The sequence below is a fragment of the Bacillus sp. KNSH39 genome (genome assembly GCF_052656585.1).
Genome location: NZ_JBQXYO010000001.1, coordinates 3,568,390 through 3,589,730, shown reverse-complemented (window position 1 = coordinate 3,589,730; position 21,341 = coordinate 3,568,390). Strand labels below are relative to the sequence as shown.

At 37.3% G+C, this 21,341-nt stretch carries 15 protein-coding genes, 1 pseudogene and 1 riboswitch; of the genes and pseudogenes, 6 read left to right on the top strand and 10 right to left on the bottom strand.

Annotated elements, in window-relative coordinates; genetic code table 11:
* Window positions 1-390: 390 nt before the first annotated feature.
* The 6 genes from ACUL40_RS18390 to ACUL40_RS18365 form a co-directional block, all read right to left on the bottom strand.
* Window positions 391-1,692, bottom strand: coding sequence for a glycosyltransferase family 2 protein (locus ACUL40_RS18390; RefSeq protein WP_000988752.1), 1,302 nt, complete (start codon window positions 1,690-1,692; stop codon window positions 391-393).
* Window positions 1,689-2,444, bottom strand: coding sequence for a diguanylate cyclase domain-containing protein (locus ACUL40_RS18385; RefSeq protein WP_000653222.1), 756 nt, complete (start codon window positions 2,442-2,444; stop codon window positions 1,689-1,691). The genes ACUL40_RS18390 and ACUL40_RS18385 overlap by 4 nt, the downstream gene beginning before the upstream one ends.
* A 261-nt stretch (window positions 2,445-2,705) precedes the next feature.
* Entirely contained in the window at window positions 2,706-3,917 is a 1,212-nt protein-coding gene (locus ACUL40_RS18380; protein ID WP_050292948.1) for a NupC/NupG family nucleoside CNT transporter, read from the bottom strand.
* A 367-nt stretch (window positions 3,918-4,284) separates the two neighbouring features.
* On the bottom strand, window positions 4,285-6,018 hold the full coding sequence (locus ACUL40_RS18375; RefSeq protein ID WP_059304240.1) for a C40 family peptidase: 1,734 nt from the start codon (window positions 6,016-6,018) through the stop codon (window positions 4,285-4,287).
* A 209-nt stretch (window positions 6,019-6,227) separates the two neighbouring features.
* Complete coding sequence (locus ACUL40_RS18370) at window positions 6,228-7,112, bottom strand: D-amino-acid transaminase (RefSeq protein ID WP_002026582.1); 885 nt, start codon at window positions 7,110-7,112, stop codon at window positions 6,228-6,230.
* Between the two features lie 630 nt (window positions 7,113-7,742).
* Window positions 7,743-9,671 carry an LTA synthase family protein gene (locus ACUL40_RS18365; RefSeq protein WP_000665358.1) on the bottom strand — a complete coding sequence of 643 codons (1,929 nt, stop codon included), beginning with the start codon at window positions 9,669-9,671 and terminating at the stop codon, window positions 7,743-7,745.
* A 546-nt stretch (window positions 9,672-10,217) separates the two neighbouring features.
* On the opposite strand from ACUL40_RS18365, the gene ACUL40_RS18360 reads away from it, so the two are divergent.
* Complete coding sequence (locus tag ACUL40_RS18360; protein ID WP_000810369.1) at window positions 10,218-10,583, top strand: YkvA family protein; 366 nt, start codon at window positions 10,218-10,220, stop codon at window positions 10,581-10,583.
* 50 nt (window positions 10,584-10,633) lie between these two features.
* Window positions 10,634-11,125, top strand: a complete 492-nt coding sequence (locus tag ACUL40_RS18355; RefSeq protein ID WP_001139056.1) for a metal-binding protein — start codon at window positions 10,634-10,636, stop codon at window positions 11,123-11,125.
* Between the two features lie 70 nt (window positions 11,126-11,195).
* On the opposite strand, the gene ACUL40_RS18350 is transcribed toward ACUL40_RS18355, so the two are convergent.
* Window positions 11,196-11,513, bottom strand: coding sequence for a DUF4870 domain-containing protein (locus ACUL40_RS18350; RefSeq protein WP_001014096.1), 318 nt, complete (start codon window positions 11,511-11,513; stop codon window positions 11,196-11,198).
* 296 nt (window positions 11,514-11,809) lie between these two features.
* Between ACUL40_RS18350 and lldP the strand changes: the two are divergent.
* Window positions 11,810-13,470: pseudogene (gene lldP / locus ACUL40_RS18345) on the top strand (L-lactate permease).
* Between the two features lie 71 nt (window positions 13,471-13,541).
* A riboswitch (TPP riboswitch) is annotated at window positions 13,542-13,657 on the top strand.
* Between the two features lie 112 nt (window positions 13,658-13,769).
* Window positions 13,770-15,530 (top strand): phosphomethylpyrimidine synthase ThiC, encoded by a 1,761-nt coding sequence (thiC, locus tag ACUL40_RS18340; protein ID WP_445422788.1) that lies wholly within the window; start codon window positions 13,770-13,772, stop codon window positions 15,528-15,530.
* Between the two features lie 101 nt (window positions 15,531-15,631).
* On the opposite strand, the gene ACUL40_RS18335 is transcribed toward thiC, so the two are convergent.
* The 3 genes from ACUL40_RS18335 to cydA form a co-directional block, all read right to left on the bottom strand.
* On the bottom strand, window positions 15,632-16,990 hold the full coding sequence (locus tag ACUL40_RS18335) for an arsenic transporter (RefSeq protein WP_000021127.1): 1,359 nt from the start codon (window positions 16,988-16,990) through the stop codon (window positions 15,632-15,634).
* A gap of 371 nt (window positions 16,991-17,361) precedes the next feature.
* The gene (locus tag ACUL40_RS18330) at window positions 17,362-18,387 is read right to left on the bottom strand and encodes a cytochrome d ubiquinol oxidase subunit II (protein ID WP_000544187.1); all 1,026 of its coding nucleotides are present in this window, start codon (window positions 18,385-18,387) and stop codon (window positions 17,362-17,364) included.
* Entirely contained in the window at window positions 18,380-19,735 is a 1,356-nt protein-coding gene (gene cydA, locus ACUL40_RS18325; RefSeq protein WP_000381984.1) for a cytochrome ubiquinol oxidase subunit I, read from the bottom strand. The genes ACUL40_RS18330 and cydA overlap by 8 nt, the downstream gene beginning before the upstream one ends.
* A 254-nt stretch (window positions 19,736-19,989) precedes the next feature.
* Between cydA and ACUL40_RS18320 the strand changes: the two genes are divergently transcribed.
* Together ACUL40_RS18320 and ACUL40_RS18315 are read left to right on the top strand one after the other, a co-directional pair.
* A complete protein-coding gene (locus tag ACUL40_RS18320; protein ID WP_000283180.1) occupies window positions 19,990-20,139 on the top strand; it encodes a hypothetical protein in 150 nt (49 codons plus the stop codon).
* A 91-nt stretch (window positions 20,140-20,230) separates the two neighbouring features.
* Window positions 20,231-21,310 carry a transcriptional regulator gene (locus ACUL40_RS18315; protein WP_445422789.1) on the top strand — a complete coding sequence of 360 codons (1,080 nt, stop codon included), beginning with the start codon at window positions 20,231-20,233 and terminating at the stop codon, window positions 21,308-21,310.
* The last annotated feature ends 31 nt before the right edge of the window (window positions 21,311-21,341 follow it).

Genomic DNA, 21,341 nt, shown 5'->3' with positions numbered 1-21,341 from the left:
CAAAAATATGTCGGAAATGTGTTGTCACGTTTATATATATGTGCTATATTATTTCCTGTAAGCGATTTCAAATAGTTTTAAAGCGCATTCAAGGGGGACATCTAGAATAATGAAACGTTACGAAAGAAAGTGGAAGCATATTTGTTTGAAACGTGTGGCACATCGTAGTGTCCAAGAAAGCACGGAACCTAAGACTGAAACGCGCAAAGAACAGCAAGAGAAGCAATTGGTTCTACAAAAATAGCAATCACTTTTTCGTATATAAATGAAGGTCGATCGTTCGTTGGGGGATGGACGTGAAATTACTTTCAGCTAAGGGGTATTGTCTGATATATAATTTATACGGCAATAAATAAGCACAGAGCATACGGCGCTCTGTGCTTATTGTTATTATTTCTCTTTTTTGAATCGAACTGTCTTATCCCAGCCAATGACTTGTTTCTTGCTCTTTGCACGTAAGTATAAGATTAAGCTACGAATAAATAAGTACGTAAAGAGCTGTGCGTACGTAAAGTACATAATAACGCTAATAAAAATATTAGTCGGTGTAAAGGTTCGTTCGACACTCTGGGCACTAAATAATTGAGAAACATATGTAATATATGCGACATACCACATAAATAGTAGCGGAATGCTATATTGAATTTGGAATATCCCGAGTAGCCCAATTACAAACCAAACGTTTGAAATGATTAGGAATAGCCAAAATACAACATACACTAGAACTTGTTGTAAGGAATGGACGAGAAGTTTTCCTTTAAAGAAACTTAATGACGAGAACATTTTTTCTAAAATGTATAAATTCCCTTGGAGCCAACGTGTACGTTGTTTAATAAGAATTTTTAAATGCTCTGGTTCTTGTTCCCAAGTAACTGATTCTGGGACGATTGGTAAGAGATAACCTTTTTGTGTAATTCTTAATGTTAATTCAGCATCTTCTGCAATTGCATAAGGGTCATAGCCACCAAGCTCTTCTAGTGCGGAGCGACGAAGAAGCATATTTGTTCCTGTCAGTGAGCCTGTTTGGAATAGTAACCAGCGTCCAGATTGCATAAGGAGCTGGAAGATTTGAAATTCCAGTGAAATCATTCGCGTCAGCCAGTTTCGCTTTTCGTTTACTGTACGAACATGTCCAACAGCTCCAACAGCATCTTCAGTTGTTTCAGCGTGCTCTACAAGCATTCGCAGTGCGTGTGGTTCAGGTTGGTTATCTGCATCGTACACACAGAAGTATTCACCATCTGAAATACTAAGCCCATAGTTTAGTACACGTGATTTACCCTTCGGTTCACCGGGGGGAACACGAATATGACGAATATGAGCATAAGCTTTGTCGAAATCATCGCCGATTTCAGGTGTTTCATCTTGAGAGTTATCATTTAATAAATAAATAGTTAGCTTTCCAGGATATTCAATCTTCGCCATCGCCTCTAAAGTATCTTTAATAACGACGCCTTCATTATGGGCAGGTATGAAAATATCGACGCTCGGATAATGTTCTAGCGTACGATCTTTTCGTTTGCTATTTCGATGAATTAAGCCCGCAATTGTTAAGAAAGAGTAGTAAACGAGTAAACCAGAGAATAGAAAGGCCGTAAAAATAAGTACATATTTAATTGAAAATGTGATACTAATCCAAAAAACGAGTACGCAAAACAGAAGGAATAAAAGAAGTATAACGAGAGTCATCATAACAGTGTCTGTCCTTTGTTTCCAATGTGCTCGCGTGAAATTTTTATATCTCGGATTGCTTCAGCAGCAAGCCATTGCTCCATTTTTGGCTTTAGGCGGTTCATTACAATGTCAGCACCAGCTTCATTTGTGTTTTGTAATAAAATAACTAGCGTATTATTATCATATTCAGCAGCAAGGTCAAAATCATTCCTTACCGTTTCAACTAATAAGGAAGCTACACGGTCCATAACACTTTCCTTCGTATATTTACTAAAGGAAGTGAAATCAAAGTAAATGATAACGCCTGTTTCATTACGACGATTCATTGCAGTTGTTAATAATGCTTGGCGTCTCTCGAATTCTTGTCTTGTTAGTAATTTTGATTCTCCAATATATTGTTCTAATGTTCTCACACGCTCAGTTAAAGTTTTATTTTCATGAATCACTTTTTTCAATAGGTGAGTTGTTATATATACAATGAAGAAGTTAGCTGCCATCAGGAAGTGGGTAATCATATATTGCCATTGATCTGATGTACTCCATAAATGAAGCCATGCTTGATAGAACAAATAAAATACGGAAATAATGGTTCCTAGTATGAAGAAAACAAATGCTGTTTTGTCAGCTAAAAATAAGAATAGTACATTTACGATTACGTATATTATTGTAAAAATGAGCGCATGCTCATATTTCGTCACATGTACAGTAGTAAAATAAAATACAATTTGTAAAATCCACATAGAGAGGATTTTATAGAACTTATCTTTCACAAAACTTTCCTCCTTAAAGCTATTTCATCCATAGATACTTGTAGTATGCACAATTATTAAGAAATTGACCATGTCGTTACATTCTTTTGAAGGGCAACGACAAGTAGTATCGCTATTTTCATTAGAAAAATAAAAAGACTTGAACATTATTGTATCATAATGTTCTTATATTTGGCATAAATTGATTAATAGATGCACAAAAGACGCTTGGATTGCATGAAAAAAGTCTCCTCTTGTAGAAAGAGAAGACTCTATATAAGTTTATAGGAACATCATACCTGCAACTGCTGCATTTAAGAAGTTCGCTAATGTACCAGCGATAACTGCTTTAATCCCTAATTGTGCAATTTGTTTACGGCGAGTAGGAGCTAACGTTCCTGTTACACCTAATTGAATTGCGATAGAAGAGAAGTTTGCGAATCCACAGATTGCGAATGTTAAAATTAGATTTGTTTTGTCAGAGAACTCTGCCATGTGTGGTCCTAAGTTTGCGTATGCAACGAATTCGTTGATTGCAAGTTTTTGACCGATAAAGCTTGCTGCTTGTACAGCTTCACCAGGAGAAACCCCGATTAAGATTGCAAATGGTGATAATAAGTAACCGAAGATTAAATCAAGGCTAAGTTTAATATCGAACCAAGAACCAATCAATCCTAATAATCCATTTAATAAAGCGATTAATGCGATGAAAGCCATTAACATTGCTGCTACGTTAATAACAAGTTGCATACCTTCAGATGCACCGCGTGCAGCTGCGTCGATAACGTTTGCGTCTTCACGTTCTGTAGAAAGTTCAACGTTATTATCTACTTTTTCTGTCTCAGGCATAATCAGTTTCGCAATTAATAAGCTTGATGGAGCTGCCATTATTGCAGCTGCTAATAAGTGCTCTAACGGAATACCCATTGCTGCATAACCGACGAGAACAGATCCAGCAACAGCTGTCATACCGCTTACCATAATAGCGAAGAATTCACTATTTGTTAAACGTGCTAAGTAAGGTTTAATTAAAATTGGAGCTTCAGTTTGTCCTAAAAATACAGTCGTTACTGAGTTTAAGCTTTCTGCTTTAGAAGTTCCAAGAAGTTTACTTAATGCGCCACCAACGACGCTAACAAATTTCTGCATAATACCAAAATGATATAAGATTGCTACTAATGAACTAATAAATACGATTGGAAGTAGTGCTTGAATAAAGAATACAAATCCCCAAGGTCCTTTTGCGTTGACTAAATCCCCAGCAACGAACTTAATTCCCTCGTAAGAAAAATTAATTAATCCTTGAACACCGTCAGCAGCGTGTTTTAAACCTGCTTTACCAGCATCCCATCGTAATACGATAAATGAAAATGACATTTGTAATGCTAGCGCGATTAAAATTGTGCGCCAATTAATAGCTTTGCGGTTGGAAGATAGTAAGAATGCAATTGCTAATACTCCAATCACGCCGCCAATTCCCCATAAAAGATTCATGCAGTGTATGCTCCTTCCTCATAGTAAAAACAGTGTATAAACCAGTTGTCTATACGTTTACGAATATAACATCTTAAGTAACTTATCATAATGGACATCGGAGGTCAAACGTCTAATGAAAAGTTTAAATAAAAAGAAAATTCTTCAAAAAAACACATATGAAATAAATAGACATGAAATAGGTTATGTTTTTTATGGGAATATATACATTATGATAACGTTATGCATTGTTTTTGCAGAATAAAGTGTATGAAATGGAAGAATGGATACATTATTTTTGTAGAGAGAAGGTAGGAGAAAGGGAGTAATATGTTGAACTCATAGCAAAAAAGCCTTCTAGTAAACTAGAAGGCTTTGAAACTATTAATTAAGGTGCTTTCGTGTATCCTAAGAAGTGGCTCTTCCAATAAGATTTACTTAATGAATCGATTGCTACACCGTTATCTCCAGCTTGGATAAATGATCCGCCCCCAAGGTAGATACCCATGTGAGAAGGACCAGATTTATAAGTGTTTTGGAAATAAATTAAGTCACCAGGTTGTGGACTTGAAGTTTTTGGTAGGCTACTCCAATATCCTGCAACACTTTGGCGGCTAATGTTATGACCAAATTTCTTAAATACGTGGTAGATGTAACCACTGCAGTCAACACCGTTAGCAGAACTTCCGCCCCAAACGTATGGTACACCTTGCATTGATTTTGCATATGCAAGTACGGAAGAACTGTCGCCGCTATTATTACCTGTATTATTATTGTTGTTATTGTTTTGATTGTTATTTTGGTTATTGTTAGGCTTATTATCTACTGCGCCTCCAACTGGTGTTTTAGATAGGTAACGTGTTCCGATATAACCAGTTTGACCGTTGTAGTTAATTTTGCTCCATCCAGAGTTTTCAGAGATTACTTGAACCTTCTGACCTTGTGGAAGTGCGCCTATGATTCTATAATTTGTACCTTCGCCGCTACGTACATTTAGTGCAGAAGCATTAATGTAATAGTCGCCAATTGCACCTTGGTTAGGTTTTTCAGGTTGTTTTGGTTGCTCAGGAGTAGTAGTGCCACCTTTAACGAATTTTACAAATTCGCTGCTAACAAAGCCTGTTTTTCCTTGGTAATTTACTTTAAACCAACCGTTTTCAGATCCAACTACGTTTAATGTTGTACCGTTTAAAACGCCACCAATTACACTATGGTAAGCGGCAGGGCCTGTACGAACACGTAAAGATGTAGCGTTAACTACATAAGAACCGCCAGTTTGAATAGTTCCATTATTGTTTTGCTCTTGTTTGTTGCCTTCTGTAACGTTTTCGTTAGAACCGCCTTTTGTTACGTAGTCTTTGCTTATATAAGCAGTTTGTCCTGCGTAATTGATTTTGAACCAATCTTGAACTTCGCCAACAACTTGTACTACTTGTCCTTTTTTGACAGAACCTACAGTTGTGTGAGAAGTGCTAGGACCTGTACGAACACGAAGGGAAGATACATTTACTGTATAGTTTCCGCTTGCTGGTTTTACTTCTTGGTTGTTATTATTCGTATTGTTGTTTGAAGAACCCCCAGTAGAAGAAACGCCAGATACGAATTCGCCACTTACATAACCTACTTGTCCATTATGGTTAATTTTCACCCAACCATTTTCTTGTCCAATTACGTTTAATGTTTGTCCTGCATATACACGTCCAGAAACAGAACTAGAAGTGTTAGGAGCTGTACGTACACGTAATACATCAGCGGTAACTTTATTGTTTCCACCTGTGCTTACATTGTTGTTTGCTGCTCCACTTTTTGATACAAATTCGCCACTAACAAAGCCTGTTTTTCCGTTAATGTTAATTTTGAACCAACCATTTTCTTCGCCAATCACGTTTAGTGATTGACCGTTATAAACGCGTGAGATGATGTCGTGAGAAGTGCTTGATCCCGCACGAACATGTAAGACGCTCGCGTTTACCGTATAAGATGAGTTGTTTGACGCAGAAGCTTGGACAGTTGTAGCAGCTTTTTGTGTATTTTGTTCAGGTGCAGCTTGAACACTATCAAGTGTAGGTGCTGCTCCTCCTGCTACAGACACTGCCGCAAGACCGGCAAGATACTTTTTCATAATTTGTCGATTCCTTTCTGTCTGTAATGTAGTGAAGAAATATTTACCAACTGTTAAAAATTCTAAAGAGCATGTCGATTACTGTCAAGGCTTATGTGGGAATCTGAATATGACAAAAAGATTACAAGAAAAAATCAAGGCATAAATTTACACCTTGATTTCCATTTAAATGCATATATTGAATGTGAAAGGACAGAAATTATTCGGGTTTAAGAAGATGCCATATTGGATTGTAACAAGATTTGATTAAATGATTTTTGCAGTTTTTTGGTGATAGGCCCAACTTGCCCATCTTGAATCGCGGTTCCATCAAGGTGGGTCATTGGTAAAATTTCAATCGTTGTGCCTGTAAAAAAGCATTCATCTGCTTGATAAACGTCACGAACGCTGAAAAGTTCTTCCTGTACAGGTATGTGAAGAGTATTCGCTAAAGAAAGGACATATTGACGAATAATGCCATTTAAAATAAGGTGATTGGCTGGATGTGTGTAAAGAGTTCCGTTTTTAATTAAAAAGAAGTTGGAATGGCTTCCTTCCGTTACAATACCATTCCTTACGAGAAGTGCCTCTTTACAGCCTTTTCGTTCAGCTTTCGTAGCAGCTAGTACGTTTGGTAATAAATTTAATGATTTAATGTCACAGCGTAGCCATCGAGTATCGGGTTCTGATATAGCGCGTATACCATATTCAATCCATAAGGCTGGTCTTTCTTTTTTTGTAATATAGGCATAAATTGTCGGAGGGGTGTCATATGAAAATACATGTGTGCGAGCTTGTACACCACGAGATACTTGCAAATAAATTGTGCCATCTTCGTGGAAATGGTTTCTTTCAATTAATTTGTAAAGTAAAGTGATGAGCTCAGCTTTTGAAAAAGGGAGCGATAATTCTATTTCTTCCATGGATCGATATAATCTCGTTATGTGCGGATCTAATAAGTGAAAGTTCCCTTTATATAGGCGAATAACCTCGTAGACACCATCTCCGAACTGCAAACCTCTTTCTTCAAGTTCTATGTACGTTTGTTGTTTTGTTGTATCAATAACTTCATCATTCCAAAGTACAAATTTTTCGTATGCCAATTTCCGTCCCATCCTTTCGTAAGTACGTAAGTAACGTGAAACTTTCATTCATGCGAGATAAAAATCACTATAGTAATTTTTATGTAAGCAATTCTCTACATATGACCGTATATGTATTTGTAAATCATAGAGAAGTAAGGATGGTTTACCCCGCATTAACGGGCAGTAAAACTCCTACTTAAAAATTCGGGTGGAGCAAAGAAGTGAATTGGGCGAATAACTGCCCGTAGCTGCCCGATTGGTGAGGGCTGATTAAAGTTTCACTTTACAGCATTTTGTATATACAAATTCGAAAATAAGAATGAGAATCCTGCTTTTAAATAAAAAAAAGCAACATTCTTATGGAATGCTGCACAAGGAGGGTAGCTATCTTTCATAGGGACATTGTCTCGTTGAATGTTTTGTGTATGGAAACAAAACATGTTGAAAGACAATTATAAGAAAGTAGAAACAAAAGATTTACACACTTCTTTAAGGGATCTTACGAAAGATGAGAGATAAGAAATATGTAGAACCTCGTTTACATATTTTATTATAGAGATTTTTCATTAACACTATGTGAATATTTGGTAAAGGTTATGTAATTTTAAAGTTAATGAATATAAGTAGTTGTATGGAAGAAAATAAAAAAAGAGGCTGAGATTACTCAGCACTCTTCTTTTCTTCTTTAATAACTGTTTTTACTTCACCAGTTTTGATCTTATTACTTTCAGAGAAGCGAAGTAAGTCACCTTCAATGATTTTATCAGACATGTTCAATTCATTTTGGGCGCGATCAATTAGTGGTTGAGATTCTTCTTTCGGTAATTGTACAACTTCGCCAGTAGCACGGTCATAGAATGTACTGTTTGTGTACATGTATTTATCTGTAACGAAGCTACCGTCACGAAGAACAACGAATCCTTTATTATCAGGTGAGAATACATCATGACCGAATCGAACGTCATTTGTAGAATCTACACCAAGTAAGTTTAGAATAGTTGGTTTAATGTCAATTTCACCAGTTGGTTTCGAAATTGTTTTACCTTCTTTTTGACCTGGAACGTGAATAAACATCGGTGTTTTTTGTAAGTTCATATGGTCAAATGCAGTGATTTCTTCTTTTCCTAAGAACTGTGCCATTGCACGGTTATGGTTTTCAGAAATACCGTAGTGGTCACCGTAGAATACGATTACTGAGTTGTCGTAAATACCTTCTGCTTTTAGACGCTCAATAAAGTGTTTCATTGCTTCGTCTAAGTAACGAGCAGTTACCATGTAACGGTCAAATACTCCATCACCAGAATTGTATTCGTCGATTAATTTTGTACTGTCATCGTAAGTGAATGGGTAGTGATTCGTTAAAGTAAGGAAGCGAGTATAGAATGGTTGCTTCACTTGTTTTAACATATCAATAGATTGATCGAAGTACTCGATATCTTTTAATCCCCAGTTTAATTTTGTTTCTGGCGTAATCTTGTAGTCAAGTTCGTTGTAGTAACGATCATAACCAAGTGCTGGATACATAATGTTACGGTTCCAGAATGTTGCGTTGTTTGCGTGGAATACCGACGTGTGATACCCTTGCTGACGTAAAATTTCTGGAGTTGCTGTATATTCATTGTTACCGTGTGTGAAGAATACAGCACCGCGGTCTAGTGGATATAACGAAGTATCTACTAGGAATTCAGCATCAGATGTTTTACCTTGACCAGTTTGATGGAAGAAGTTATCAAAGTAATAACTTTCTTTCGTAAATTGGTTTAAGAATGGTGTAACTTCTTGTCCGTTAACTGTTGCACCAATTAAGAATGTTTGTAATGACTCAAGAGAGACAACAATTACGTTTTTCCCTTTTGCAGTACCGAACATATTTGGATCTGGTTTACTTTGTGTTGTTTTTACGTAGTTTTCTGTTTCTTGTAATTTACTACCGTCAGCGAACGCTTTTTGTGAACTTGATTTTGCTTGTAAGCCAAGATCGTATACTTGGTGTACATATAATCCTAAGTTTTTAACAAGCATAACGCGGTCGAATGAACGTGTTAATAGTTCTGGGCGTTCAGCTTCTGCAAGTCCTAAGTTTGCGAAGAAAATAGCAACTGTTGATACGAAGTATAGAGAACGCATCGGGCGTGCTACACGCTCTGTAGGTGCAAAGTTCTTCATTTTCTTTAATAGAACGAAGAAAACGATAATGTCTGCAAATGCAAGGATAATTTTGTAGTTAAATAATTCTTTCACACTAGAACCTAAACTTCCGAAGTTAGATGTTTGTCCTAGCACCGGTAATGTAACGAAGTCATTGTAGAATCCGTAGAACATTACGTTACCAACAAGAACGATTGTTAAGACAAAATTAATTCCAAGTGCTATATAGTTACGTTTTTTCCCTTTTGCAAATAATGCAAGACCAACAAGCAGTAATGATGCTGCTAATGGGCTAAGGAATAAAATGAATTCTTGCATGAAAGATTCAAGTTTTAAGTCAAAGCTTGTGCGTGTAATAAGGTAAGTTTTCAGCCATAAGGCTAAAGCTACGAATACAGTGAAACGCACATTTTGAAATTGTGATTTCAAGGTTTCTTTCATTCATTTCCACCCTTTCTCTATCAGGCTTGGTCGATTTTGGAGCGAAAAATGCTAAAATAAAAAATACATAGTTTTCTTGGCCATAATTAAAGGTTCTATATTCACCCATATACGACTATAACTATGCATACCCTTTTGGTTTCTTTTGTTGCTCATAAGCATAACGTCATTTCTGTATTATACAACAAAATTCATTTCTGAGAAACACTATAACATTTTACATTTTTTGTATAAGATTTGTCACTACCAGAGAAAACTTTAACATTCGTTTATATGTCCGTCAACTAGAAAATATAACAAAGGTAGAGCAGAATGTTAAGTAGAAGTGAAAATTTTCTTTGTTGAGAAATAAGAAACGAAGATGGGTAAGGGTTATCTAGAAATCTATTATATGAAGGAAATCGTGTAAAAATTAACGAACACTTGTTCTTTTTTAGTTTGTTTGTTACAATAAAAGTTCATTGATAGGTTTTGTGTAATTTCCATGAACTTTTACTGATAACATATTGTAGCTTATTTCTTTTTAAAAATAGGGAGGCTTTTTACATGAAACAAAAATTTTCAGTTGAAGCGTTTTGGAAGAAAGTAAAACATGTTGCAAAGCAAGCAGGGCAGTCGGTCATTTATGCAAGTTTATTACTGTTTTACGTTTTGCAAAGACCAGATGTTCCAAAACGAGTGAAAATTATTGTAATTGGAGCACTTGCTTATTTTATTGCACCGATTGATGCGATTCCAGATTTCATTGCTGGAATTGGCTATACGGATGATTTAGGGGCGTTAACGGCCGCACTAATACAGGTGTCGTTATACGTCAATGAAGATGTGAAAGATAAGGCACGAGTGAAGTTGGCAGAATGGTTTGGTTCGGATATAGACACAACATTTATCGATCAGAAATTAGGTCAATAGGTGAAACCTGTCATAAGGTGACAGGACGAACGTAAGCGAGGAAGTGCATTATGCCATCAGGAAGAACGCATACGAAAATAAACTTAATATCCCTTCCGGTTGTTTTGTTTTTTCTCTTTTCGTATGGATTAACAAATTTTGATTTTTTATTAACTTTTGCAATTGGTTTTTTAGTAGGTACTTCATTTTTAACACCAGATTTAGATACGTACAGTAATGCTTATAACAAATGGGGTTTCTTACGTATATTTTGGTATCCTTATAAAAAAGTAATGCCGCATCGATCTTTCTTTACGCATACGATTATACTTGGTGATGTGATTCGTATTGCGTACATGTTAATCGTCTTTTCTCCATTTTTATTTCTATTAAATGTAATCGCACTGGATGGTAATTTAATAGAAATTGCGAAGAAACATGAGGTTGAAATTGTAACGTTCTTAATGGGAATTGTTGTGGCAAGTACGCTTCACATTATAGCGGATAAAGTGAATACACGCCGAAAGAAAATGATGAGAAAAAAGAAGAAACGCAGAAGATAAAGTGAACGAATTAGGAAAAGGACCCTTGCAATTTGCAAGGGTCCTTTTTTAAACAAACGTTTGTTTAAAATTAAGCTTTCAGTACTTTAATTCCTTTTACAATGTTCCAGATGAAGTAGTATAAGCTGATGATTCCGCAAATAGCTAAGACAATCATTGATCCAATTCCAAGTGTTACATCTGCTTGGTCAGATCCCATGCCCATAATTCCTAAAATGGCTACGCCGATAAATGTAGCAATACTTGGAATGATGTGTGTCCATAGAGCACGTTTTGCATGTGGCTTTGTTTCAGCGTCCCCCACAATCCAAACGATAATTGGGAATAAGATAGGGGCAAATAGTACACTAAAGTACGATAAAGCAGCTAATATTTTGTTTCCATTCATATATATCACCTCATAAATAATGTCCGTTGTTATACTATTATTATGCAATAAATTTTGCAAGCTTTCTATCGATGAACATTACAGGAACATGACGATTTTGTAAGATTTTTTCGTCAAATGATAAAATTTTCAAAAAAATCTTTTTTAATGGAAATTGTTATGGTACAGTATAAATGAAAGTTGTTGAAAACGTTTTCTTAAACGTTTTTTTATTTTAGACTTAAAGGTATGATGACCTGATAGTCTATTGATGAGGTTATTCTATTTAAAAGGGGATTCTTTAGGGGGAGAGAACAATGAACACATGGACACAAGTTTATGATCCATTCGGAAACATTTGGATTTCGGCAGCGGTAGCACTTATTCCGATTATCTTTTTTTCTTAGCTTTAGCAGTTTTCCGCATGAAAGGGTATGTGGCAGGATTTATTACAGTTGTACTTACAGTTTTAGTAGCGTTATTCGCTTATAAAATGCCGTTCACGATGGCAATGGCAGCGACCGGATATGGTTTCTTATACGGATTATGGCCAATTGCTTGGATTATCATTATGTCGGTATTTTTATATAAAATTTCTGTGAAAACAGGTCAATTCGATGTGATTCGTGCATCGGTATTATCGATTACGAACGATCATCGTCTACTCGTTATTTTAATTGGATTTTCATTTGGAGCATTTTTAGAAGGAGCGGCAGGATTTGGGGCACCAGTAGCGATTACAGCAGCACTTCTTGCGGGGCTTGGGTTAAATCCTTTATACGCAGCAGGTCTTTGTTTGATTGCAAATACTGCACCAGTGGCGTTCGGAGCGATGGGAATTCCGATTACAGTTGCTGGACAAGTAACAGGTATTGATCCACATAAAATTGGACAAATGGCTGGGCATCAATTACCGTTCCTATCATTATTTGTGCCATTCTTTATCGTATTTTTAATGGATGGATTTAAGGGGATACGACAAACGTGGCCTGCGTTATTTGTAGCGGGTAGTTCATTTGCGATTACGCAGTTCATTACAGCGACATTTTTAGGACCAGAACTTCCGGATATTACATCGGCACTTGTAAGTTTAATTAGTTTAGCGCTGTTCTTAAAAGTTTGGCAGCCGAAAGAAATTTATCAATCCGGGCAAGCAAATAGTGAAGTAGCAGCAACAACGACAGTAGCATCGATGCCGAAATTAACGTTTGGAAAAGTAGTGAAGGCATGGTCTCCATTTATCGTATTAACGGTTATGGTAGTCATTTGGAGCCAAAGTTTCTTTAAGGCATTATTCGCTCCAGGAGGGGCTTTAGCAAGTCTTGTATTTAAGTTTGAAATTCCAGGTCTGCATAATCTAGTAATGAAAGCAGAGCCGATTGTAAATAAATCAACGCCTTACGAGGCAATTTTGAAGTTTGATGTATTATCAGCAACCGGAACGGCGATTTTAATTGCTTGTATCATTTCCATGTTTATTTTGAAAATGAATGTAAAAGATGCAGTAGTGACATTTAAAGAAACGTTAAGCGAATTAAAAATGCCAATTCTATCTATCGGATTCGTACTAGGGTTTGCATTTATCGCAAACTATTCTGGTCTATCTTCTACGTTAGCGTTAGCATTAGCCGGAACTGGCGGCCTATTCCCGTTCTTCTCACCATTCTTAGGCTGGATTGGCGTATTCCTAACAGGGTCTGATACGTCTGCAAATGCACTGTTCTCAAATTTACAAGCCATTACAGCGCAGCAAGTCGGCGTATCTGAAGTGCTTCTCGTTGCAGCAAATACAACAGGCGGTGTAACAGGTAAAATGATTTCCCCGCAGTCGATTGCGATCGCTTGTGCAGCGGTTGGTCTTGCTGGAAAAGAATCGGATTTGTTCCGTTTTACAGTGAAGCATAGCTTATTCTTCGTAATTATTGTTGGTATTATGACGTATGTGCAGGCGTATTATTTAACGTGGATGATTCCGTAAAGAGCAAAAGAAATAAGCTTTGAATTTTTCAGATTATGGTGTATGATGGGAAAGTATTGAAAATTAAATCAGTGATAAACTAGGGGTGCCTAACGTATGCGTAGGCTGAGAGAGAAGCGCGTGAACTTCTTAACCCTTTGGACCTGATCTGGCTCGTACCAGCGTAGGGAAGTTAACGGCTTTACATAATGATGTCTTTATGAGCCAGGTCCTTATTTTTTTATGGACCTGGCTCTTTTTATTTTGGCATACGCTGGCCATATCTCGTCCTTGTCACGTACAGGGGGGCAACAAAAATTATGAAACAATCTGTTTCAGCTGAGCAAATTGAATTGAAATCGAGTTTACCAGGGAGTAAGAAAGTATATGTGGATGGGCCACGAGAAGGCATGAAAGTACCGATGCGTGAGATTGAACAAAGCGAAACAAATGGCGTTCCAAATCCGCCAATTCGTGTGTATGATACGAGCGGCCCTTATACGGATCCTGAGTATAAAGTGGAGTTAGAAAAGGGGATTCCAACGCCGCGCCATTCTTGGATTATGGGGCGTGGTGATGTAGAAGCATACGAAGGGCGTGAAGTGAAACCAGAGGATGACGGTGTGAAAGTGGCTTCGAAACATACACCTGTTTTCCCGCAGATGGATCGCAAGCCACTTAGAGCAAAGCAAGGTGCAAACGTTACGCAAATGCACTATGCACGTAATGGCATTATTACGTCTGAGATGGAGTATGTTGCGATTCGTGAAGGGGTAGAGCCGGAGTTTGTTCGTAAGGAAATCGCAGAAGGCCGCGCTATTTTACCAGCGAATATTAATCATCCAGAAGCTGAACCGATGATCATCGGGCGTAATTTTCATGTGAAGGTAAATGCGAATATCGGAAACTCAGCTGTATCTTCTTCGATTGCAGAAGAAGTAGAGAAGATGACATGGGCAACGCGCTGGGGTGCAGATACGATTATGGATTTATCTACAGGTAAAAATATTCATACGACGCGTGAGTGGATTATTCGTAACGCACCTGTACCAGTTGGAACTGTACCGATCTATCAAGCGCTTGAAAAGGTAAACGGAATTGCAGAAGATTTAACGTGGGAAGTATATCGTGATACGTTAATTGAGCAGGCGGAGCAAGGCGTTGATTACTTTACGATTCACGCTGGTGTATTGCTTCGTTACATTCCAATCACGGCAAAGCGTACGACAGGTATCGTTTCGCGCGGTGGTTCGATTATGGCGCAGTGGTGTTTATTCCATCATAAAGAAAACTTCCTATATACTCACTTTGAAGAGATTTGTGAAATTATGAAGCAGTACGATGTTTCGTTCTCTCTTGGAGATGGATTACGTCCAGGGTCTATTGCAGATGCAAATGACGAAGCACAGTTTTCTGAGCTTGAAACACTTGGCGAATTAACCAAAATTGCTTGGAAACATGATGTGCAAGTTATGATTGAAGGACCTGGACACGTACCGATGCACTTAATTAAAGAGAATATGGAGAAAGAGCTTGATGTTTGTCAGGGCGCGCCGTTTTACACACTTGGGCCGCTAACGACAGATATTGCACCAGGTTATGACCATATTACATCTGCAATTGGAGCTGCGATGATTGGCTGGTTTGGAACAGCGATGCTTTGTTATGTAACGCCGAAAGAACATTTAGGTTTGCCAAACAAAGATGATGTACGCACGGGTGTTATTACGTATAAAATTGCAGCGCATGCGGCTGATCTTGCGAAAGGACATAAAACGGCTCATCAGCGTGATGATGCACTTTCAAAAGCACGCTTCGAATTCCGTTGGCGCGATCAATTTAATTTATCTTTAGATCCTGAACGTGCGATGGAATATCATGATGAAACGTTGCCTGCAGAAGGGGCAAAGACAGCTCACTTCTGTTCAATGTGTGGACCGAAGTTTTGTAGTATGAGAATTTCGCATGATATTCGTGAGTATGCAAAAGAAAATGATTTAGAAACGACAGAAGCAATTGAAAAAGGAATGAAAGAGAAAGCAGAAGAATTTAAAGAAGCTGGTAGTCATTTATATCAATAATATGTTACACCTCTTTACTTGATTGATCACACTGTAGTACCTAACTTTATTATAGAAGAAGCCCCATTTGCTAAGACGGTAGCAAATGGGGCTTCTGTTGTTTATAAGGCAAAGAAGAGATGTACCCAGTAGAATAAGAGGAATAGTGTGACGACTGTTGTGAGCGGGATAACGATAAGGGATACACTTAAATAGTCTTTCCATTTTACTTTAATTTTGTTTTGTTTCAGAATATACATCCAAATGAGTGAAGCTAGTGTACCAATTGGTAGTAATAGTGAACCGATGTCACTACCAATGATGTTTGCAAGATAGATTGTTTTTAATGTGACTGGATCTAGTCCCATTTCTGTTAATGTGATTGTACCAATCATAAGGGCAGGATGGTTATTGAAGACGTTAGAGAGGATGGATACAAGTCCGCCCATTGCAAAGCTAGCATAGAGTAGATGCTGATTCACAATTGGCTCGAGCCATTGTACAAGTGCAGCTGTTAATCCTGCGTTGTGGAGTCCGTAAATAATGACGTACATAGAGAAGGCGAAAATTAAAATGTGCCACGGTGTCTTTTTCAAAATGTCGACAGGATTTGTTCGTAAGTAGTACCATCTCCAAATGAGAAGAACGAGTGAACCAAGTACTGCAACGATTTCAATTGGGATGGATAAGAAGGATGCAACGAATAGAAGACAGCGCATCAGGAAGACGAAACCTAATACTTTTAACATGAATCTTGTCCGTTTTTGTTTCGTATCAACAGAATTATTTCCTTTTAGTGGATGGAAGTTTTTCGTGAAGAAAATTTCTTCAATATCATATGAAGAAACAGGTAATTTTTTCGGAAGTTTTTTCTTCAAAACTGTATACATGAGCCATGACATAAATAATAAGCCTAATGTTGCAGGTACAAACATCATAGCAGTATGCATATAAAGAGTCATATTAACGATATTTAATGCAATTAAGTTTACGATATTACTTACACCAATTGGTGCACTAGATGCGGTAGCGATTAAAGCTCCGCTTAATAAATAAGGAATTTGTTGATGTGGTTTTAATTGAAGGTTTTTTAGAAGAAGAATTAAAATGGGAGTTGTAATTAAAATACTACCGTCGTTATTAAATAAAAGAGTCATAAGAAAACATAATAATTGAATATACCAGTATAGACGGCGTCCAGAACCTTTCGCTAGATTTGCCAGTTTCGCTGCGGACCAATGGAAGAAGCCGAAGCTTTCTAATATAACTGCCATAACAATAGTTGCTAATATTGTTATGGAGGCCCCTCCTATTTTACTAACAATATCTATGACGTCTGGTTTTGACACAAGTCCAGTGATTAGGATAATGCCAGCACCAATTGCTGCTGGCCACGCCTCATTTAAACCGCGAGGCCGCCAAAAGATAACAATCATCGTTAAGAAGAATACAATAATAGTAATCCATATTTCAATGCTCATATTTTGCCTACCTTTCTATTTTCCCTTGAACAGATGTAGCTTGTCTCAAGTTTATATTGGTAGTATATTCAGCGAAAAATAAGAAGAACTAGACGTATAACGAGATGAACCGAATATGTGTTTTTCATGCTAAAGGACAAGTGTCACGAATAGTGAAATAACTATTATGAGAGGAATCTATAAATTATTGGGGCAGTAAAATAGTAAATGAAATTTATATGGGCAATTATGGAGATATATTGGCGCAACTTAAAATATATCAGCGATTATTGAAATATATTGGCGATTTTTAAAATATATCGACTTATCGACAAAACATGACAAAAGGAGTCTATTCCAAAATGCCTTTTGGGACAGACTCCAAGACTATATTATTTTTCCTTCAAAAAAGTACGATCCTTCAAGAATAAATTCCAGAAGAAAATAAATCCTGGTAATAAAATTGCAATCCCAATTGCGTATAGAATGAGCAGTGCATAGAACGTTTCTGTCGTTGTAAAGCTTGTAAATACAGTTACGTCAGGATAAATAATATACGGTAAATGGGCGACGCCGTAAGCGTAGCTTGCAAATGCATATTGAGCGACGACAGCTAAAACGGCAATGCGAGGGTATCCTAGTGTATTGTATTTTTTGTTTGTCCACCAAAGGGACGAGTATCCGATAACGAATAAAACAATAGAAACTGTAAACCACGGGAATTGCTTTATTAATCCTTGCATAAGCCAATGTGTTTCTGGATCCATTACAACGAGAGCGATGATCGCTGTAACGAGTGTTGCAGGACCAAGGATGATGGCATTTCTTCTATAAATTCTATACGTATCTTCTGAACTTTGTTCTCTCGCAAAATCAGCGAGAAAGAGAGAGGAGAGAAACAGTTCAGACGTTAGTCCGAAGAGCATATAACAGTAGATAACCGGGCTAGAAAGAAGTTTTCCATACAGGAGTACTTCTTTTCCTTCAGACATTGTAATATAGGCTCCCTCTGTAACGGGTAAAACGGTAATTAATAGTGCTGGAATTAAGAGACCAGTAATACCTGAAATAACCCGAAGAAGGTACTGATATTTTGGTAAGGAGTAAGCAAATACCATAAACGTACTACGTACTGCAACGAGCACTAAAATTAACATAACTGGTACGAACATTACTGTCGCAAGAGTAAAGGCCGCTTTCGGAAAGAAGCCGAGAAATGCGACAACGACGAAAACAAGAAACGTATTTGTTACTTCCCACGTTGGTGATAAGTACCGATTCGCAAGTTTGGCAGCGAGCGTTGGATGTTTTGCGTATACCATGCCCCAAAAACCAGCTCCAAAATCGATGGACCCTAATATACTGTATACGAAAATAAGGGCCCATAAGATGATGATTGCAATACTTTCCTCATGCACGAGAATCGCCTCCTTGGTGTTGTAAATCATTCTTTAATGGATGTCTTCTAAAGAATGTCCGTAGAACAAAGACTGTTAAAATAGCGAGTCCAATATATAAAATGATGAATAAAACAAATAAAGGACCGACGAAATCAGCGCGAGTAGAAGCATCGACTGTACGTTGCATACCATAAATTGTCCATGGCTGACGACCGCTACAACTGAAAATCCATCCGAATTCAATACCGAGCATCATAATTGGTCCGCATGCGGCAGCCCCCCAAAGTAACCACTTCGGTAGTTCTGTCCCCTTTTTTCGGTAAACGAAGTACCAATATAAGAGAGCAATTGCTGCAACTGCAAAGGTAAACGCAGCAGTGCCGACCATTAAGTTGAACAGTGTATGTGTATAAAATGGTGGCCATGTTTCTTGTGGGAATTCATTTAGACCTTTTACGACAGTGCTAGGGTCTAGTCCCACTAATAAGCTAAGCATGTTTGGGATTTCAAGTGCATAGTTTAGTTCAAGTGTATTAGGATCCACAACCCCGCCAATGGATAGCGGTGCGTGTGATGTCGTTTCAAATAAAGCTTCAGCAGATGCAAGTTTTTCAGGTGAGTGTTTATGTAGGGCGATTGCCGATTCGTGCCCTGAAAGCCACATCGTAGCGCCTGTAATAAATGTCACGACAAGCCCTAATAGTAGCCCCTTTTTATGATAAGCAATTTCACGTGTACTTAAATTTTTCTTCAATAATTTAAATCCAGCGATAGAAGCAATGACAGCCGCACCAGTTGCATAAGCCGTAATAACGACATGGAATGCACTTGTGCCAAAACTCGGATTAAAGAAAGCTTTCCACGGATCAACGTTAAAAACAGATCCATCTGGATTCATTGAAAAGCCTGCTGGTGTATTCATCCATGTATTTGCTGATGTAATGAGCACGGCGGATGCCGTGGCACCAAGCATGACGAAAAATAGCGAGATTAATCTCATAAATGGAGGAAGTTTATCAGCTGCATATACGTAAATCGACATGAATAAAGCCTCCAAAAAGAAGGCGAAAATCTCAATTTGGAAGGGAACAGAAATAACTTGCCCAACAATTTTGGCGAAACCAGGCCAAAGAAGTGAGATTTGCACACCAACGATTGTTCCAGTTGGAATTGCTACACCGAGAAGAATAGCAAACGCCTTTGTCCATCTTTTCGCCATAATGGCATAGTCGGAGTCTTTCTTCCAGTGATAGAGTATTTCGCTTATAAAAATCATCAATGAAAGACCGACCCCAAGTGTTGCAAAGATAATGTGGAATGCTAATGAAGAACCAAAAAATGCTCTTGCTAATGTTACCGTATCCATATGTAAACTCCTCTTCTTTTTTGCCATTATTTTCTGATTGAATTGGAAGATTTATTCAAAAAAACTACCAAAAATATATATGTATTTAAAAAGTGAATATGATAATATAATGTTGTAATATTTTGAATAGAAAGAAATAAATAGTTGGTCATGTTTTGTTTGTTTTTTGCTCAGGAATCTTTTATAATCTTTTATGCGAACATAAGTTCTTTTTTCGGAATCAAGAAGTTTATGTGAAATGGAGAGGGTGTTTTATGTATCCTGAAGTCATTAAAAAGATGGCATTTTCAAAAGAGCATAGAGATTTATTATTGAAGCTATATAATAAAGAAATTACACGTCGTGAATATGATCGACTTGTACAATCGCTATATAAACCTTCTAAAGAGGTTTGCGGGGGATAGAAATGCGGGAGACAATCTAATAGATTGTCTTTTTTAAATTTATGTATGTTCTGATAAAATTAAGGTTAGCCTTACTAGGGAGGTGAAAAGATTGCGGAAACGTTTATATATAGGGATTGGAGTTATCTTCTTAATCGCTTTAGGTGGAATTGTATTTTGGTCAGCTTTACAAGGAAACCGTACAGAAAATTTTATTTTAAGACATATGGTGAATGACAATGGAACACTTGCCACGTATCGTTTAGTAGATACTAAGGCAGGTACGGGTGAAGCTAAGGGACGTGAAGCTTTATCAGAATCGGCGGGATTATGGTTACAGTATACACTTGATAAAGATGATCAGGCGTTATTTGATGAGCAAGTAAAGGTTATTCAAGATAATTTCATATATAAGAATCATATCGTTTTATGGAAACTCTCTGAAAAGGGAGAGAGGCAGTCAGCTACAAATGCACTTATAGATGATCTTCGTATTATAGAACAATTATATCGTGCTTATGAAATGTATAAGGAAGAGCGTTATAAAAACCTTGCCGATCAATTAAGTGATGCTGTACTTCGTTATAATAAAAAAGATAATTATTATGTTGATTATTATGATGCAGATGCAGGAAAACAAAATAATTTTGTAACAACATCATACATAAATCCGCGTGCATTCTCCTATATGAAGAAGTACGGCAAAGTTTCTGCTCAGCAATATCAGGAAGTCGTTCAATTTTTAGCAGATTATCCAAGGCATGGCTGGGCATTCCCAAAAGAGTATAAAGAAGATGGTACATTTACGTACGATAAAGAAGTGAATCTTATTGACCAATCATACGTTGCATATCATCGAAGTTTAGGTGGTCTTTCATCAGCTGCTTATTTGGAATTTATAAAGAAGAAGTTCCAGGAGGATGGAAAGCTATACGGTCGTTACAATTTAGAAACGGGAAAACAAACTGTGAATTATGAATCGCCGGCCGCGTACGGACTAACGATTTTGTACGTACTACAAACAGGTGATACAAAGTTTGCGAAGGAATTGTATGATCATATGGCCACATTCCGAAATGACAACGTATTTAGTAGATATTACGGTGGATATGTAACAGGTGAAAATAATAATACGCATATTTTTGATAACGTACTACCACTTTTAGCTGAAATAGAATTAAAAAAAGAGTGAACAATAAAAGGTGCCATCATATGAGGGTGGC

Bases quoted from the DNA above. Each gene is read 5' to 3' on its own strand.
- cydA (WP_000381984.1), bottom strand. From the start codon at position 19,735: ATGGATACGGTAACATTAGCAAGAGCATTTTTTGGTTCTTCATTAGCA.
- ACUL40_RS18360 (WP_000810369.1), top strand. From the start codon at position 10,218: ATGAAACAAAAATTTTCAGTTGAAGCGTTTTGGAAGAAAGTAAAACAT.
- ACUL40_RS18370 (WP_002026582.1), bottom strand. From the start codon at position 7,112: ATGGGACGGAAATTGGCATACGAAAAATTTGTACTTTGGAATGATGAA.
- ACUL40_RS18335 (WP_000021127.1), bottom strand. From the start codon at position 16,990: ATGAGCATTGAAATATGGATTACTATTATTGTATTCTTCTTAACGATG.
- ACUL40_RS18380 (WP_050292948.1), bottom strand. From the start codon at position 3,917: ATGAATCTTTTATGGGGAATTGGCGGCGTGATTGGAGTATTAGCAATT.
- thiC (WP_445422788.1), top strand. From the start codon at position 13,770: ATGAAACAATCTGTTTCAGCTGAGCAAATTGAATTGAAATCGAGTTTA.
- ACUL40_RS18350 (WP_001014096.1), bottom strand. From the start codon at position 11,513: ATGAATGGAAACAAAATATTAGCTGCTTTATCGTACTTTAGTGTACTA.
- ACUL40_RS18390 (WP_000988752.1), bottom strand. From the start codon at position 1,692: ATGATGACTCTCGTTATACTTCTTTTATTCCTTCTGTTTTGCGTACTC.
- ACUL40_RS18320 (WP_000283180.1), top strand. From the start codon at position 19,990: ATGTATCCTGAAGTCATTAAAAAGATGGCATTTTCAAAAGAGCATAGA.
- ACUL40_RS18355 (WP_001139056.1), top strand. From the start codon at position 10,634: ATGCCATCAGGAAGAACGCATACGAAAATAAACTTAATATCCCTTCCG.
- ACUL40_RS18375 (WP_059304240.1), bottom strand. From the start codon at position 6,018: ATGAAAAAGTATCTTGCCGGTCTTGCGGCAGTGTCTGTAGCAGGAGGA.
- ACUL40_RS18365 (WP_000665358.1), bottom strand. From the start codon at position 9,671: ATGAAAGAAACCTTGAAATCACAATTTCAAAATGTGCGTTTCACTGTA.